General features: G+C 72.8%; 15 protein-coding genes. 7 read left to right on the top strand and 8 right to left on the bottom strand.

The annotated features are described in order from the left end of the window. The first annotated feature begins 99 nt into the window (after positions 1-99). The gene (locus ACLQ20_RS29695) at positions 100-948 is read left to right on the top strand and encodes a 3-hydroxyacyl-CoA dehydrogenase family protein (protein WP_151454883.1); all 849 of its coding nucleotides are present in this window, start codon (positions 100-102) and stop codon (positions 946-948) included. Positions 949-980: 32 nt separating this feature from the next. Here ACLQ20_RS29695 and ACLQ20_RS29690 read toward each other — a convergent pair whose 3' ends face one another. Next, positions 981-2,165 carry an MFS transporter gene (locus tag ACLQ20_RS29690; RefSeq protein WP_358119273.1) on the bottom strand — a complete coding sequence of 395 codons (1,185 nt, stop codon included), beginning with the start codon at positions 2,163-2,165 and terminating at the stop codon, positions 981-983. Between the two features lie 58 nt (positions 2,166-2,223). On the opposite strand from ACLQ20_RS29690, the gene ACLQ20_RS29685 reads away from it, so the two are divergent. Beyond that, positions 2,224-3,180, top strand: a complete 957-nt coding sequence (locus ACLQ20_RS29685; RefSeq protein ID WP_151454881.1) for an ArsR/SmtB family transcription factor — start codon at positions 2,224-2,226, stop codon at positions 3,178-3,180. Positions 3,181-3,200: 20 nt separating this feature from the next. On the opposite strand, the gene ACLQ20_RS29680 is transcribed toward ACLQ20_RS29685, so the two are convergent. Then, positions 3,201-4,046 (bottom strand): ABC transporter permease, encoded by an 846-nt coding sequence (locus ACLQ20_RS29680; RefSeq protein ID WP_151454880.1) that lies wholly within the window; start codon positions 4,044-4,046, stop codon positions 3,201-3,203. Next, positions 4,043-4,891, bottom strand: coding sequence for an ABC transporter ATP-binding protein (locus ACLQ20_RS29675; protein ID WP_151454879.1), 849 nt, complete (start codon positions 4,889-4,891; stop codon positions 4,043-4,045). Before ACLQ20_RS29675 ends, ACLQ20_RS29680 begins: the two co-directional genes overlap by 4 nt. Positions 4,892-5,041: 150 nt before the next feature. Here ACLQ20_RS29675 and ACLQ20_RS29670 point away from each other — a divergent pair, with 150 nt between their 5' ends. After that, complete coding sequence (locus ACLQ20_RS29670; RefSeq protein ID WP_151454878.1) at positions 5,042-7,048, top strand: protein meaA; 2,007 nt, start codon at positions 5,042-5,044, stop codon at positions 7,046-7,048. Between the two features lie 75 nt (positions 7,049-7,123). On the opposite strand, the gene ACLQ20_RS29665 is transcribed toward ACLQ20_RS29670, so the two are convergent. Then, entirely contained in the window at positions 7,124-7,426 is a 303-nt protein-coding gene (locus ACLQ20_RS29665; RefSeq protein ID WP_151454877.1) for a DUF1540 domain-containing protein, read from the bottom strand. Positions 7,427-7,487: 61 nt separating this feature from the next. Continuing rightward, complete coding sequence (locus tag ACLQ20_RS29660; RefSeq protein WP_425858217.1) at positions 7,488-8,423, bottom strand: polysaccharide deacetylase family protein; 936 nt, start codon at positions 8,421-8,423, stop codon at positions 7,488-7,490. A 1,140-nt stretch (positions 8,424-9,563) separates the two neighbouring features. On the opposite strand from ACLQ20_RS29660, the gene ACLQ20_RS29655 reads away from it, so the two are divergent. After that, positions 9,564-10,160 (top strand): hypothetical protein, encoded by a 597-nt coding sequence (locus ACLQ20_RS29655; protein WP_327029432.1) that lies wholly within the window; start codon positions 9,564-9,566, stop codon positions 10,158-10,160. Between the two features lie 210 nt (positions 10,161-10,370). On the opposite strand, the gene ACLQ20_RS29650 is transcribed toward ACLQ20_RS29655, so the two are convergent. Next, a complete protein-coding gene (locus ACLQ20_RS29650; protein WP_151454886.1) occupies positions 10,371-10,988 on the bottom strand; it encodes a DUF4126 domain-containing protein in 618 nt (205 codons plus the stop codon). A 71-nt stretch (positions 10,989-11,059) separates the two neighbouring features. Between ACLQ20_RS29650 and nucS the strand changes: the two genes are divergently transcribed. Then, entirely contained in the window at positions 11,060-11,719 is a 660-nt protein-coding gene (gene nucS / locus ACLQ20_RS29645; protein ID WP_151454875.1) for an endonuclease NucS, read from the top strand. A gap of 72 nt (positions 11,720-11,791) precedes the next feature. Here the strand turns inward: nucS and ACLQ20_RS29640 are convergent, their stop codons facing one another. Continuing rightward, the gene (locus ACLQ20_RS29640; protein ID WP_151454874.1) at positions 11,792-12,469 is read right to left on the bottom strand and encodes a methyltransferase domain-containing protein; all 678 of its coding nucleotides are present in this window, start codon (positions 12,467-12,469) and stop codon (positions 11,792-11,794) included. 68 nt (positions 12,470-12,537) lie between these two features. Next, complete coding sequence (locus ACLQ20_RS29635; RefSeq protein WP_151454873.1) at positions 12,538-14,034, bottom strand: aldehyde dehydrogenase family protein; 1,497 nt, start codon at positions 14,032-14,034, stop codon at positions 12,538-12,540. A 263-nt stretch (positions 14,035-14,297) separates the two neighbouring features. Here ACLQ20_RS29635 and ACLQ20_RS29630 point away from each other — a divergent pair, with 263 nt between their 5' ends. Together ACLQ20_RS29630 and ACLQ20_RS29625 are read left to right on the top strand one after the other, a co-directional pair. Then, complete coding sequence (locus ACLQ20_RS29630; RefSeq protein ID WP_151454872.1) at positions 14,298-14,762, top strand: FHA domain-containing protein; 465 nt, start codon at positions 14,298-14,300, stop codon at positions 14,760-14,762. A 99-nt stretch (positions 14,763-14,861) separates the two neighbouring features. Continuing rightward, on the top strand, positions 14,862-15,920 hold the full coding sequence (locus ACLQ20_RS29625; RefSeq protein WP_425858216.1) for an alpha/beta fold hydrolase: 1,059 nt from the start codon (positions 14,862-14,864) through the stop codon (positions 15,918-15,920). Positions 15,921-15,951: the final 31 nt, after the last annotated feature.

The raw sequence follows: 15,951 nt of genomic DNA, 5'->3' as shown, positions 1-15,951 counted from the left end.
CGGCACCTGGAGGGTCCACCGCGCCCGGCCGCCTTAGCATCCGTTCAGGCTCGCCGACTAGGGTGCTGGCAGACACTCAATCAGGCGAGGGAGAAGCAGATGGCGGGTCGACTCGCGGTCGTCGGGGCCGGGCTGATGGGCGCGGGCATCGCCCAGGTGGCGGCGCAGGCGGGCTGGCAGGTGACGCTGCGGGACCTGGACGACGCGGCCACCGGGCGGGGCATGGACGGCATCCGGAAGTCGCTGACCAGGTTCGCCGAGAAGGGCAGGATCGAGGCGTCCGAGGTCGAGGCGGCGCTGGGCCGGATCACCCCCACCACAGACCTGGAGGCAGCGGCCGACGCGGACATCGTGGTCGAGGCGGTCTTCGAACGGCTGGAGATCAAGCACGAGGTGTTCCGCGCGCTGGACAAGATCTGCAAGGCCGACGCGGTGCTCGCGACCAACACCTCGGCCATCCCGGTGACGCAGATCGCCGCGGTGACCGAGCGCCCGGAGGCCGTCGTCGGCACCCACTTCTTCTCGCCGGTGCCGATGATGAAGCTCTGTGAGCTGGTGCGTGGCTACAAGACCAGCGACGAGACCCTGGCCACGGCGAAGTCGTTCGCCGAGGAGATCGGCAAGACGGTCGTGGTGGTCAACCGGGACATCGCGGGCTTCGTCACCACCCGGCTGATCGCGGCCCTGGTCGTCGAGGCGGTCAAGCTCGTCGAGTCGGGCGTGGTGTCGGCCGAGGACCTGGACACCGCCTGCCGCCTCGGCTTCGGCCACGCCATGGGCCCGCTGGCCACCACGGACCTGACCGGCGTGGACGTGCTGCTGCACGCCTCGAAGAACATCTACACCGACACGGCGGACGAGAAGTTCTTCCCGCCGGAGCTGCTCCAGCGCATGGTCACCGCCGGCGACCTCGGGCGCAAGAGCGGCAAGGGCTTCTACACGTACTGACGGGCAGCCGGGGCGCGACGTCGCCCGGCCGCTCAGCGGACCGCCTCCACGGGCGCGGGGGCGGTCCGCCGCAGCCCGGCGGTGAGCATCAGCGTGGCCGCCAGCGCCGCCGTGGCGAGCAGCGCGACGGCCCAGCCCGCCGGGACCAAGTCCGCGACCGTGCCGGCGAGCACGGCACACAGCGCCTGCGCGGCCATCATCCCGTTGTGCTGCAGGCCCAGCACCTGGCCCCGGAACTCGATGGGTGAGTGGGCGATCAGGCGCTCCTGCAACGGCAGCCCGGCGGCGAAGCCCACCGAGGCGACGACCGCGACCAGCATGGCCAGCGGTAGCGCCGGCGACAGCGCGTAGGCCAGGTAGGGCAGGACGAGCAGCAGCCGCAGGGCGGGGACCAGCCGGTTGCGCCGGGCCGGGGGCAGGAACCGTCCCACCACGACGTCGCCCGCCAGCATGCCGAGGGCCGCGGCGGCGTAGAGGAAGCCGGCGCGGTCCCCGGCGTACGGCACGAACAGCGCCTCGCAGCCGACGACCAGGCCGGGCGGCAGCCACAGGTTGAGCAGGAGCGAGCGGCGGCCGGGATCCGTCCACAGCTCGCGGTTCACCCGGAGCGTGCGCCCCACCGTCGTCCGGGCGGTGGTCCGGGCCGGGCGCTCCGAGATGCCGAACCACCCGACTGCCGCCGCCACCGCCCGCAGCACCGCCGCGAGCAGGAACACCTCGTACGGGTCCAGCCAGAACAACAGGACGCCGCCCAGCCCGAAGCCGGCGATCTGCATCGCCCCGACGCTCGTGTTCATGGTGGACCTGCCCAGCACGTAGGCGTCGGTCGGCAGGATGTCGGTGAGCAGCGCCCACCGGGCCCCGCCCGTGATCGAGCCGACGTACGCGCCGGTGAAGATGATCGCGAACCGGGCCCACAGCGGCAGGCCGGGCACCGCCTGGAGTGCCGCTCCGGCGGCGACCAGCACGGCGGCGAAGGTCAGCGCCCGGCGGGGCGGGAGGCTGTCCGCGGCCGACAGCAACGTCAGGCTGCCGAGCACGCCGGCGAGCGGCGCGCCGAACATGCTCAGCGCGGTGAGCAGCGCCGAGCCGGTCGACGCGTAGGTCAGCGAGCCCAGCGCCAGCGCCGACGTGGTGTGCGCCGCGATGCCCGCGCAGTTCGCCAGGAACAGGTTGCGGAACTCCCGGACCGCGAACAGATCTGCGTACGTTCTCACGGGCCCGATCGTGTGGGGTGCCGGGTGGATCTCCTAGAGTTACGTCTGGAGGCGAAACATGGCCGTCTGGCAGGTGCCGTCGGATCTCCTCGCGCGCAGCCGCTTCACGGTCTCGCCGATGGTCGACACGGTCGCCGCGCTGCGCGCGCTGCACGACCCGCGTAGCCCGTGGCAGCGGGCCTGGCGGGAGCCGCACGTCGCGGCGTTCCGGCGGATGCTGGCCGGTCGGCCGGTGGTCCGGGCGCTGCTGCCCGCGTCGTTCCACCCCCGGTGGACCGCCGACTTCCTCACCGTCGCGCCCGCCTCGCCGGAACCGACGTTCGCGGCGGAGCTGGCGGCCGTCGGGCGGTTGTCCGACGAGCGGATCCGGGCCGACCTGCGCGCCACCCGCCCGGAGCCGCTCGCCGCCGAGCTGCTGGCGGACGGTCTCACCGGGCAGGTGGTGGAGCTGCTCGACTGGGTCTGGACGCACACCGTCGAGCCGGAGTGGCCGGAGCGGGAACGCCGGCTCCGGGCGGACATCGTGGCCCGCACCGCCGCGTTGAGCGCGGGCGGCTGGGCCGGGGTGTTCGCCGACCTCAACCGCAACGTGTGCTGGCTGGGCGACGGTCGGCTCCAGGTCAACGACTACCCGGAGCCGCCGCTGTCGCTGGACGAGGCCGAGCAGTTGGTCTTCCTCCCGGCGCACTGCCGTCGCGGCTGGGTGGTCTGGGACAGGCCGACCCGGTTCGGGATGGTGTACCCGGTGCGCGGGATCCTGGTCGATCCCACCTCACCGGCACCCGACGGGCTCGCCCGGCTGATCGGCGCGAACCGGGCCCACATCCTGGTCCGGCTGGACACGCCGCTGAGCACCTCGCAACTCGTGGCGGTGACCGGGCTCTCCCTCGGGACGGTGGGCGACCACCTGCGGGTGCTGCTGGACGCGGGCGCCGTCGGCAAGCGGCGGTCCGGGCGCGAGGTGCTCTACTGGCGTACGCCGCTCGGTGTCGCGCTCACGACGTCCACGCGCTAGCCGGGGCCCTTCCTCAGACCTCAGCCGTCGCGCTTGGTCGTCCAGCGGAACGTGGTCAGGCAGAGCACCAGGCCGATCACGCACCACGCGACGAGGACCAGGGCGACCCGGTCCAGCTCGAACGAGCCACCCGGCTCGCGGGCGCCGAAGCCGTCCGGCAGGAAGACCGAGCGCAGGCCCTGGCACATCCACTTCAGCGGGAAGAGCGCCGCCACCTGCTGCATCCAGGTCGGCAGCTCGGTGAAGACGAAGAACACCCCGGAGATGAACTGGAGCACCAGCGCGACCGGGGTGACCACTGCCGAGCCGCTGCGGGCGGTGCGGGCCAGCGACGAGATGGCGATGCCGCACAACGTGCAGGCGGTGACGCCGAGCACCGACACCCAGCCGAAGGTCAGCCACTTCGCGGCGGTCCCGGGCAGCTCCAGGTCGAACAGCGCCACCGAGACCGCGAGCAGCAGCACGGTCTCGGCGATGCCGATCGCCACGACCATGATCACCTTGCCGGCGAACCAGACCCACTTCGGCATCGGCGTGCCCCGGTAGCGCTTGAGCACCCCCCGGTCCCGCTCGATCGGGATCCAGATGCCCAGGTTCTGGAAGCTCACCGTCATCAGGCCGGTGGCGATCATGCCGGTGATGAAGTATTGCGTGTAGCTGACACCGGGGGCGATCTCGTCGTCGAAGATCGCCGCGAAGATCAGGATCATGATGACCGGGAAGCCCATCGTGAAGACGACGGACTCCCGGCTGCGCAGGAACTGGGTGATCTCCAGCCGGCTCTGCCGCAGGCTGAGGGCGACCGGGCCGGGTCGCCGGGCCGGTGCCGTGGTGACCGGCGCGGCCGGCTTCGTCGTGGTGGTCATCGGTGTCCGATCATGCGCAGGTAGATGTCCTCCAGGGTCGGCCGGGTCACCGTCAGGCCGGGGACCTCGCCGCCGAAGCGCGCCGCCAGCTCCGCCACCAGCGCCGTCGGCGTCGCGCTCTCCGCCGTTTCCCGCGCCCCCTCCGGCGTACGCCAGGAGACCGTCGCCAGGGCCTCGCGCCGGTTGCCGAGCTGGTCGGGCGTGGCCACCTCGACCACCCGGCCGCCCGCGATGACGCCGACCCGGTCGGCGAGGGACTCCGCCTCGTCGAGGTAGTGGGTGGTGAGCACGATGGTGGTGCCGGCGGCGGCCAGGTCGCGGATCAGCTCCCAGAACTCCCGGCGCGCCTCCGGGTCGAAGCCCGTGGTGGGCTCGTCCAGGAAGAGCAGCTCGGGGCGGCCCACGATGCCGAGCGCCACGTCGAGCCGGCGCTTCTGCCCGCCGGAGAGGGTGTGCGTACGCGCCTTCGCCTTGCCGGCCAGCCCCACCCGCTCGACGACCTTGTCGGGGTCGTCCGCGTCGGCGTAGAAGCCGGCGAAGTGGCGCACCACCTCGGCGACCGTCAACTCGTCGAACTCGCCGGTGCCCTGGAGCACGATGCCCACCCGGGAGCGCCAGTCGGCGGCCGGACGGGCCGGGTCGCTGCCGAGGACGTCGACGTCGCCGGCGTCGCGCCGCCGGTAGCCCTCCAGGATCTCCACGGTGGTGGTCTTGCCGGCGCCGTTGGGGCCGAGGAGGGCGAAGACCTCGCCGCGGTGGACGTCGAGATCCACGCCCGCCACGGCGACGTTGTCCCCGTACGCCTTGCGCAGCCCCCGGACGGAGATCGCCAGCTCGTCATGCATGCGTCAAGTGTGCGACCTGGCCGCGGCGGTGGGCCGGCCGGGGTGTGGTGGTCGCGCCCATGTCGGGCGCTTCGCACCCGGGTTTCCGCTCCATGGAGCTGTGTGGTTTTCCACAGCTCTGGTGACTGAACGGTAACTTAGACTCCCGCCATGGACGAGAAGGCTCTCCCCGGCCGGCTGCCCGAGCGCGACCGCCCCTGGGTGATGCGCACCTACGCCGGGCACAGCTCGGCCGCGGCGACGAACGCGCTCTTCCGCCGCAACCTGGCGAAGGGGCAGACCGGCCTGTCGGTCGCCTTCGACCTGCCGACCCAGACCGGCTACGACCCCGACCACGAGCTCGCCGCCGGCGAGGTGGGTCGGGTCGGTGTGCCGGTGGCGCACCTCGGCGACATGCGGGCCCTCTTCGACGGCATCCCGCTGGCCGACATGAACACGTCCATGACCATCAACGCGCCGGCGATGTGGCTGCTCGCCCTCTACGGCACGGTCGGCGAGGAGCAGGGCGCGGAGCTGTCCCGCTGCGCCGGCACCACGCAGAACGACATCATCAAGGAGTACCTCTCCCGGGGCACCCACATCTTCCCGCCGGCCGCGTCGCTGCGGCTGACCGCCGACGTCGTCGCGTACGCGCTGCGCGAGATGCCGCGCTGGAACCCGGTGAACATCTGCTCGTACCACCTCCAGGAGGCCGGCGCGACGCCGGTGCAGGAGGTCGGCTTCGCGCTCTCCACCGCCGTCGCGGTGCTCGACGCGGTCCGTGACTCGGGGCAGGTGCCCGCCGAGCGGATGGGCGACGTCGTGCAGCGGATCTCCTTCTTCGTCAACGCCGGGGTGCGCTTCGTCGAGGAGATCGCCAAGATGCGCGCCTTCGGGGCGCTCTGGGACGAGATCACCCGCGAGCGCTACGGGGTGGAGAACCCGAAGCAGCGGCGGTTCCGCTACGGCGTGCAGGTCAACTCGCTGGGCCTGACCGAGGCGCAGCCGGAGAACAACATCCAGCGCATCGTGCTGGAGATGCTCGGCGTGACCCTCTCCCGGGACGCCCGGGCCCGTGCCGTGCAACTGCCCGCCTGGAACGAGGCGCTCGGCCTGCCCCGGCCGTGGGACCAGCAGTGGTCGCTGCGCATGCAGCAGGTGCTCGCGTACGAGTCGGACCTGCTGGAGTACCCGGACCTGTTCGAGGGCTCGCACGTGATGACGGCGCTGGTCGAGGAGATCGTCACCGGGGCCCGGGTCGAGCTGGAGAAGGTGCTGGAGATGGGCGGCGTCGTCGCGGCCGTCGAGACCGGCTACCTCAAGAGCGCCCTGGTCGCCTCGCTGGCCGAGCGGCGCCGCCGGATGGAATCCGGCGCCGACGTGGTGGTCGGCGTCAACCGGTTCACCGAGACCGAGCCGTCGCCGCTGACCGCCGCCGGCGCCGAGTCCGTCGAGCAGGTCGACCCGGCCGTCGAGGCGGCGGCCACTGAGGCCGTACGCCGGTGGCGGGCCGGGCGGGACGACTCGGCTGTCGACGCGGCACTGGCCCGGCTGCGCGCGGACGCCGCGACCACGACGAACCTGATGCCGGCGACGCTGGAGTGCGTGCGGGCCGGGGTGACCACCGGCGAGTGGGCCGGCGCGCTGCGCCAGGTCTTCGGCGAGTACCGGGCGCCCACCGGCCTGACCGGCGCCGCCGGGGCCGGCGGGGACGCCACCCTGGCCGCCGTCCGGGCGCGCGTCGCCGCCACCGCCCGCGAGCTGGGCAGCGGCCGGCTGCGGCTGCTGGTCGGCAAGCCCGGCCTCGACGGGCACTCCAACGGCGCGGAGCAGATCGCGGTACGCGCCCGCGACGCCGGCTTCGAGGTGGTCTACCAGGGCATCCGGCTGACCGCCGGGCAGATCGTCGCCGCCGCCGTCGAGGAGGACGTGGACCTGGTCGGCCTCTCGGTCCTCTCCGGCTCGCACCTGGCGGCGGTACCGGCGGTGCTGGACGGCCTGCGCGCCGCCGGCCGGTCGGACCTGCCGGTGGTGGTCGGCGGGATCATCCCCGCCGGCGACGCGGAGCAGCTCCGCGCCGCCGGGGTGGCCCGGGTCTTCACGCCGAAGGACTTCGCCCTGACGGGGATCATCGACGACCTGGTGACCGTGGTCCGGGAGGCCAACGGCCTGCGCTGAGGGGAAGGCCCCCGGCGAGGACGCGTCGCCAGGGGCCTGTCCGTCGCGGCCCGACGCCGGTGCGCCCGTGTCAGGTCAGCGGCTGACGTAGGTCATGCAGTCGGCCATGTCGTTGTCGGGACCGACCTTGATCGACGGCGCGTGGCATTCCAGCTGCTCGTTGTGCTGGCAGTCCGCGCGCTGGCAGGCGCCCACCTGCGCGGTCATGCCGCCGTCGACCCCGCCACGGACCGCCGGCATCTCGACGAAGGTGTGGCAGTGCGCGTGGTCCGGGCTGCCGATGGTGATGGCGAAGGCGTGGCAGTCGTTGGTGTGGTTGTACGAGCACGCCGCCACGACACATTCCTGGACGCGGGGCATCTCCACTGCTGCGGTCATGGTGACCTCCTATAGAGTCGTGCCCCGATTTTAGGCTTTTGTGGGTTTTGCCGAGCCTGCTTCAGCCCACTCCGAGCACCTCGGACAGCGGGGCCGGCTCGAGGCCGCGCTCGGCCAGCCCGGCCAGGATGTGCGGCAGCGCCTCGTCCGTCATCGGCGCGTTCGCCTCCGTCACGTGCAGGACGATCACCGATCCCGGACGCACCCCGTCCAGCGCGGCATGCACCACCGGCCGCCAGGACTTCGCGAACGGGTCGCCGCTGACCACGTCGCCGTCGACCACCGTCACCCCCAGCGGCGCCAGCGCGGCCAGCGCCTTCCGGTCGTGGCACAGCCCGGGGAAGCGGAAGTACCGGGTCTGCCGCCCCCCGTACGCGGCCACCACGTCGAACGTACGGGCCACGTCGGCCGTCATCTCCCGCTCCGCGATACGGGGCAGGCCGTAGCAGTCCGGGGTGAAGGCCAGGTGCCCGTACGTGTGGTTGGCCAGCTCGAAGCGCGGGTTCGCGGCGAGTCGACGGGTCACGTCCGGGTACTGCTCCACCCACTTGCCGGTGAGGAAGAAGGTGGCCGGCACCCGCTCCCGTTCCAGCAGGTCGATGATCTTCAGGTTCGCGTACGACCGCACCGCGCCGCTGCGCAGCTGGTACCGCATCCCGTCCGTCATGTCGGCGTCGAAGGTGAGCGCCACCTTGTTCCCCGTACGCGGTCCGTGGTCGACGACGGGTGGCCTGGTCCCGACCGGGGTCGCGCCGGGGACCGTCGCCGCAGGCGCGGCGGGGGCCGTGGTTTCCGGGGTGGCCGGGGCCACCGTCACCGCGGGCTCGGCGGGGGCCGTGGTCTCCGGGGCGGCCGCGGCGCGATCGGTTGCCGCGATGCGGACGATGCCGGCGTCGGCCGGCGCGCGCAGCGGGTTTGGGAGGACGAGGAGAGCCGCGGCGGCGACGACGGCGGTGAGGGTCGCGACGAGCGGAACGCGGGGGATCTTCACGTGCACCGGGAGATGATGTCAGCGCCTGACATTTCCTGCGTGCCCGCTGTCGAGCCTGCTACCTGAACCGGCTGCGCGCGGGGACCCCGTCGGGTTGGTCGCGCGGCCTTGTCCTGGCGGCTTGCGCGGGCCGTGTCCGGTTGATTCCACGGCCTTGTCCCGGCTGCTTGCGCGGGCTCTGTCCCGGCTGGTTGCGCCTGCCTCATCCCGGCTGGCAGTGCCCGGTGGGTCCCCGCTCATCCCGACATCGGGTGCCGCGAACCGAGCGACGCGGACCGGGCGACGCGGACCGGGCGACGCAGACCGAGCGACGCGGACCGGGCGACCCGACCGCGGTGCCGCGATCCGGTCGACGCGCCCCGGACGGCCCGTCCAAGCCGGCCGTGCAGAGGGCCGGTCGCCGCAACGGGAGCCCTCACCCTGCCTGCCGCCGTGAAGCGAGCATTGGTGATCAGGACGCCATGGACCTTAACGGGCGGTTTTAACGTCCATGGCGTCCTGATCACCAGTGGGTGGACCGGTGTTCTTGGCTTGCCCGGGTGTGGCGAGGCGGGCAATTTGGGCGGGGTGCGGCGGTCGGCCACCTGTTTCCTGGCTGCACGGGTGTCCGGGCTTGTCGCCAAGGTCCGGTCGGGGCCGCGTCGGGCATCACCTGACGCCCCGTCCCAAATGTTTTGTCCGGTTTGTGGATGCGACCGGAGGCATTGCGGGGGCGGAATCGTGGCTGCGGCGGGGTCGTTACACCGTGCGTACGACCGAGCAAGGCCGCCGTCGCGGGAGGCTGAACCAAGCCGCCATTCCCTCGCCCGCGCCCTCGGGCCAGTTCGAGTGGGTCAGGCCACGTTGTCCGACGGGCTGGCGGGCCCAGGCCCGGAATGATGGCGGGCCGGCGGTGGTTACACATGGTCACGGCCCGCGTAAGGGCACCCGCAACGCGAAGCGTGAGGGCGTCCCCGCCCCGCGAGACAGCCACGACCTCCACTGGTCAGCAGGCGGGCGCGGCCGATCTGATCTTCCTCCGGACGAGTTGCCGGAGATCTCCTGGTTCCTGAGTTGAGCCGAGTTCGTGAGCGCCGGACGGTGCTTGCACCCGCGTGAGCCGATCCCCCTCGGTGCGGGTGCCGACCCCCGAATGGAGCGTTTCCGATGAACACGATCATGCGTAAGAGCGTTCTTGGTATCGCTGGCCTGGCGGTCGCCGGTGGTCTTGCTGCCGGTCCGCTGAACCACGCCAACTCCGGTGTCGAGGTCGAGGCGGGCTCGCCGATCACGGCGGCTGCGGTGCAGGCCGACAAGCCGGACATGGGCAAGCTGGTGCCGCATGGCGTGCAGAGCGCGCAGTCGCACGTTGACCTGTCGGACGAGCAGGTCGCCAACGTCAAGGCGATCGTCGCGGCGACGAAGAAGGCCGGCATGGACGAGCGTGCCGCGGTGGTGTCGATCGCGACGGCGTTGCAGGAGTCGAAGCTGGAGAACCTGGGTCATCTGGGTGACCGCAACGACCATGACTCGCAGGGCCTGTTCCAGCAGCGTCCGTCCAGTGGGTGGGGCACGGTGGAGCAGATCACCGACCCGGAGTACTCGACGACGGCGTTCCTGAAGGGTCTGAAGCAGGTCGACGGGTGGCAGGACATGCCGCTGACGAAGGCCGCGCAGACGGTGCAGGTGTCGGCGTACCCCGACCACTACGCCCAGTGGGAGCAGCAGGCCGCTGACCTGGTGGCCGAGCACTGGAACAGCTGACGACAGCAACTGAACGTCGCTCTGGCCGGCACCCCGAGGTGGGGTGCCGGCCAGACGCATGTCCGGGACCGGGGCGGGCGTTGTTCGGCGGGCCGTGGTCAGTTCGCCGACCCCAGCCGGCGGTGCCGGGCACGTCGGGCAGCGGCGCGTGCCGGGTGGACACCAGCACCGCGCCACCGGCAGACGGGAGGCGGTCGGGGCGTACGACGATCAGACGCGGAAGCCGGCGGCCCGCGCCGCCTGACGCTCCCGGCGGCGGTCGGAGCGGCGGCGCACGAACCAGAAGACGAAGACGACCAGCCCGAGCAGGAACGCCAGCACCAGCACCGGCAGCAGGATCGCCACCACCGACATGGCCACGCTGGTGGCGTCCTCGGCGGTGCTGGCCACGGGTGCGCCGACGCCGGCCGTGGTCGCGTTGATGACCGGTCGGGCGGCGGACTTCAACAGGTGTACGCCGAGGGCGATCACCACCCCGGCCACCACGGGGACCCACTGGCTGGACGAGAAGAAGGTGTCAGGGTCACTGACCGTCACCGTCTCCGAGGACGAGCCCGCGCCGAACGCCAGGCCGCCGGCTGTCGGCCGGACCACGGTCTGCACGACGTCGTTGACGTGGTCGACCACCGGGACCTTGTCGGCGACGACCTCGACGACCAGCAGCACCGCCAGGATCGCGATCACCCAGCCGTTGCCCAACCACTGCCAGCCGCCGGGCAGGTCGATCAGGCTGGTGTAGCGGGCCAGGAGACCCATGGTGAGCAGGGGGATGTACGCGTTCAGCCCCGCCGAGGCGGCGAGACCGGTACCGGTGAGAACTTCGAGCACCATCTCAGCATCGCACCGGCGCGCCAGTGCCGCTCGGTGGCGCGGACCGGGGTCTCCGCTACCCTCGTCGGGTGCGGTTGGTCATTGCGAAGTGCTCGGTGGACTACGTCGGACGGCTCTCGGCCCACCTGCCGCCGGCCACCCGGTTGCTCATGGTGAAGGCGGACGGGTCGGTGTCGATCCACGCCGACGACCGGGCGTACAAGCCGTTGAACTGGATGAGCCCGCCCTGCCGGTTGGAGGAGGCCCCCGGCGTCTGGCGGGTCGTCAACAAGGCGGGGGAGGAACTGCGGATCACCCTGGAGGAGATCTTCCAGGACACCTCGTACGAGCTGGGCGTCGATCCGGGCCTGCGCAAGGACGGCGTGGAGGCGCACCTTCAGGAGCTGCTGGCGGCCAACCCGGAAACGCTCGGCGAGGGGTTCACGCTGGTCCGCCGGGAGTACATGACGGCGATCGGCCCGGTCGACCTGCTCTGTCGGGACGCCAACCAGGGCGCCGTGGCTGTGGAGGTGAAGCGGCGCGGCGAGATCGACGGCGTGGAGCAGCTCACCCGGTACCTGGAGCTGATGAACCGCGACCCGCTGCTCGCGCCGGTCGCCGGGGTCTTCGCGGCACAGGAGATCAAGCCGCAGGCCCGGGTGCTCGCCACGGACCGGGGCATCCGCTGCGTCGTCGTCAACTACGACAAGCTGCGCGGCATCGAGCGCGACGAGCTCACCCTGTTCTGACTGTGAGGCTGGCCGGGTCGGACCGTCCTCGCGGCGTTGCGGCGGACGCCGGAGGCCGGGCCCGCCGCAGCGTCAACGGGGCGGCTCCGGCGGGCCGTCCGCGCGGACCGCGATCAGCGACTTGGGCAGGCCGGCCACCCGCTCGACGAGGATCCGCGAGTCGGGGAAGTAGTGCCGCATCTGCGAGCGGTCCAGCAGCTCCGTCCAGAGCACCTGGTGGATGGCGGCCTCGTGGCTGCGGGTCGGCTTGTGCCCGAGCGGCCAGCGGCGGGCGAACGCGGTCCGCAGCCGCACGGGGAGGAACTGCATGCCCGGCGCGATCCAGTGCGGCTCGATGGGGAAGTAGCGGTAGGGCGTCTGCACCCAGTGCCGGTCGCCGAGGTTGCGCACGGCGTCGGCGAAGCGCAGCCGCCGCTCGTGCCCGCCGACGTGCTCCAGCACCGAGTTGGAGAAGACCAGGTCGTAGCGGCGCCCGGTGATCCGGGCCGGCAGGTCGCAGGCGTCGGCCCGGTCGACCTCCGCCCACTCCGGGACGTCCGTGGGCGGTCGCTCCAGGTTGACCACGTGTACGCGCGCCGGCCGCACGTCGGCCCGGGTCCAGGTGCCGAGCCGGCCACCCAGGTCGATGACGTGCATCTTCTCCAGGTCAGGGAACGTCCGGACCAGCCAGTCGGCGCGGCGACGCCGCTGCCGGGCACTCCACGACCGGTCACTGTCGACGAGGTGGAAGCGCAATCGATGGGGGCGCATTTAACGCAATGTACCGCTCCCACCACGTTGGACACATGTGAGGGTCTTCATGATCGGTTATCCGACAGTCACCTGCCGTACATGACCTTGATGGCCTTGACGAGTCGTGCGACGTCGGCCGGCGTCCGCTCGAAGGTCGTCGAGGGCAGCAGCGACCGGGCCCGCCGCCGGGTGATGGCCTTGGCGCGGCTGAACTCGCGCAGCCCGTCCTCGCCGTGGATGCGCCCGAAGCCGGAGTCGCCGACGCCGCCGAACGGCAGGGTGGACATCCCGGCGAAGGTCAGCGCCGAGTTCACCGACGCCATGCCCGAGCGCAGCCGCCGGGCGATCGCCACCGCGCGCCGCCGGCCGAAGACCGAACCCCCCAGGCCGTACGACAGGGCGTTGGCGCGGGCGACGGCCTCGTCGGCGTCGCGGACCCGGTTGATGGTCAGCGTCGGCCCGAACGTCTCCTCGCGTACGGCGGCGGAGTCCTCCGGGACGTCCACCAGCACGGTCGGCCGCACGTACGGCGGCTGCACCGCGTCCGCGCCGCCGAGCACGGCCCGGCCGCCCCGGGCCAGCGCGTCGTCGATGTGCCGGCGGATCACGTCGACCTGGCTCGGCATGGTGATCGGGCCGATGTCCGCGTCGTCCGCGCCGACGGTCAACCGGCCGGCCCGCTCGACGACCTTGCCGACGAAGGCGTCGAAGACCGGCTCGACCGCGTAGACCCGTTCGATGCCGATGCAGGTCTGGCCGGCGTTGGTCAGCGCGCCCCAGACGCACGCCTCGGCGGCGGCGTCCAGGTCTGCGTCGGCGTCGACGATCATCGCGTCCTTGCCGCCCGCCTCCAGCAGCACCGGCGTCAGCGACTCGGCGCAGGCCGCCATCACCTTCCGGGCGGTGGCCGACGAGCCGGTGAAGGCCACCTTGTCCACTCCCGAGCGGCAGAGCGCCGCCCCCACGTCGCCGAGCCCGTGCACCGCGGTGAACACCGGCTGCTCCGGCACCACCTCGGCGAACGTGTCGACCAGCCACTGCCCGACGACGGGGGTGTACTCGCTGGGCTTCAGCACCACCGCGTTCCCCGCCGCCAGCGCGTACGCGGCGGAGCCGATCGGGGTGAAGACGGGGTAGTTCCACGGGCCGATCACGCCGACGACGCCGTACGGCTGGTATTCGAGGTGGGCGGAGAACTCGGCCAGGACGAGCCGTGAGCGGACCCGGCGGGGGCCCAGCACGCGGCCGGCGTTGCGGGCCGCCCAGTCGACGTGCTCGACGGCGCTGACGAGTTCGACGACGGCGTCGGCGATCGGCTTGCCGCCCTCGACGTGCACCAGCTCGGCGATCTCCTCGATCCGCCGGGCGAGGAGGCTGCGCCAGCGCAGCAGCCGCTCCCTGCGCCCGCCGAAGCCGAGCCCGGCCCACCACTCGCCGGCCGCTCGGGCCCGCTCGACGGCCCGCCCGACGTCCTCGGCGGTGGCGACCGGCAGGCGTCCGGCCTCCGCGCCGGTCGCCGGGCTCGTCGACACCAGCCGACCGTCCTCGATGATCGGGGTACCCGGGACACGCACAGCCGTCATGGCGGAAGTCTAGACCTGAGAATTACTCGCCGGTAGGGCCGCGACGGCAGGGTCCCGCCGGTCGGACCGGCCGCGGAACGGCGGAACGGGGTGGACGGCGGTCGGCCGGACTTGTGATGATTCTTCCGCCGGAGGGCGCCGAATCGCCGAACGCGAGGTGTCCGGCCGGGGACGCGGAGGTGACCATGCGGCGGTGGAGGCGACTACCGTGTGGTGGCAGGCTGACGCGCGGGGTGACCGCGCGGGGTGGAGGCTGACATTCCATGGAGGAACATCCGGAACTGAGACCGTTGTTGACGGTGGCCGGTGGGGCGATGCGGGGGCTGAGCGTCCGGGTGGGCCCTGAGCGGCAGGTCATCGGCCGGGGGTCGACCGCGGACATCGTGGTGCACGACGCCCACCTGAGCCGCCGGCACGCCGAGGTCTGGCTGACGGGCGAGGGGGCGGCCCTGGCGGATCTGGGTTCCACCAACGGCACCTGGCTGAACGACCGGCGGATCACCGGCGTGGAGCGGCTGGCCGACGGGGACGTGATCCGGCTCGGCCGCACCGAGCTGCGCGTCTTCGACCCGGGCGTGGCGCGGACCGACCCGGTGGGCTTCAGCTTCGGCGAGCCGCGCCGGGACCGCCGCCCGACCCTGCCGCTGCCGATCGCGGCGCAGGCCGCACCGGCCGTCGACGCGGTGTCGCCGGTGGCGCTTCCGGCGGCGGTGTCCGCGCCGTCCTGACCGGCGCCGACGGCGGATGCCGGCGCACACCTCCGGGCCGGTGAAGGTGGCGGGCCGGCCCATGGACGCGTCCGGCGCCCCCGTGGCAGCATCCGGCGGATGGAGACCGGACAGCGGCAGGTGTCGGCGAACGGGATCACCCAGGCGGTACGGGTGGCCGGGCCGCCGGACGGCGTTCCCGTACTGCTGATCCACGGCAACTGCTCGTCGGCGGCCTTCTGGGAGCCGCTCGTGCGGCGACTGCCGGCCACCCTCCGGGTGGTCGCGCCCGACCTGCGCGGCTACGGGCTGACCGACACCGTCCCGGTGGACGCGACCCGGGGGCTGCGCGACTTCGCCGACGACGTCGCCGCGCTGCTCGACGAGCCGTCCCTCTTCGCCCCCGGCGTCCGGCCGGTGGTGGTCGGCCACTCGCTCGGCGGCGGGGTGGCCATGCGGCTGCTCGTTGACCACCCCGACCGGGTGGGCGCGCTGCTGCTCGCCGCTCCGGTCTCGCCGTACGGCTACGGCGGCACCCGGGACCTGACGGGGACGCCGACCACCCCCGACTTCGCCGGCACCGGCGGCGGCACCGCCAACGGAGAGTTCGTCAGGCGGCTGGCCGCCGGCGACCGGGGCGTGGACAGCCCGGCCAGCCCGCGCGCCGTGCTGCGGGCCACCTACGTGGCGGACCCGGCCTCGCTCGGCGACGACGAGGAGCTGCTGCTGGACAGCCTCCTCTCCACCGCGACCGGTGACGACAACTACCCCGGTACGGCGGTGGCCTCGGCGAACTGGCCCGGCACCGCCCCGGGACGGCGCGGCGTGCTCAACGCCCTCTCCCCGGCGCACTTCCGGATCGCCGACGAACTGGTCGCCGTGGCCGGGAAGCCGCCGGTCACCTGGATCCACGGGGACGCCGACGTGATCGTCTCGGACACCGCGATGATGGACCTGGCCCACCTGGGCTCGCTGGGCGTGGTGCCCGGCTGGCCGGGGGAGGCGGCCTGCCCGGCGCAGCCGATGGTGGCGCAGACCCGGGCGGTGCTGGAGCGTTACGCGGCGGCCGGCGGGGCGTACCGCGAGGTGCTGCTGCCCGGCTGCGGGCACAGCCCGCACCTGGAGCGGCCGGCCGAGTTCGTCGCCGAGCTGCTGAGGCTGACCGACACGGTGGGCTGATCGACACGGTGGGCCGATCGACGGGCGAGCG

Origin of the sequence: Micromonospora sp. DT46, from assembly GCF_049841735.1 — a bacterium.
In the GTDB taxonomy this organism is placed as follows: domain Bacteria; phylum Actinomycetota; class Actinomycetes; order Mycobacteriales; family Micromonosporaceae; genus Micromonospora; species Micromonospora reichwaldensis.
This window is presented reverse-complemented; position numbering and strand designations above follow the sequence as displayed.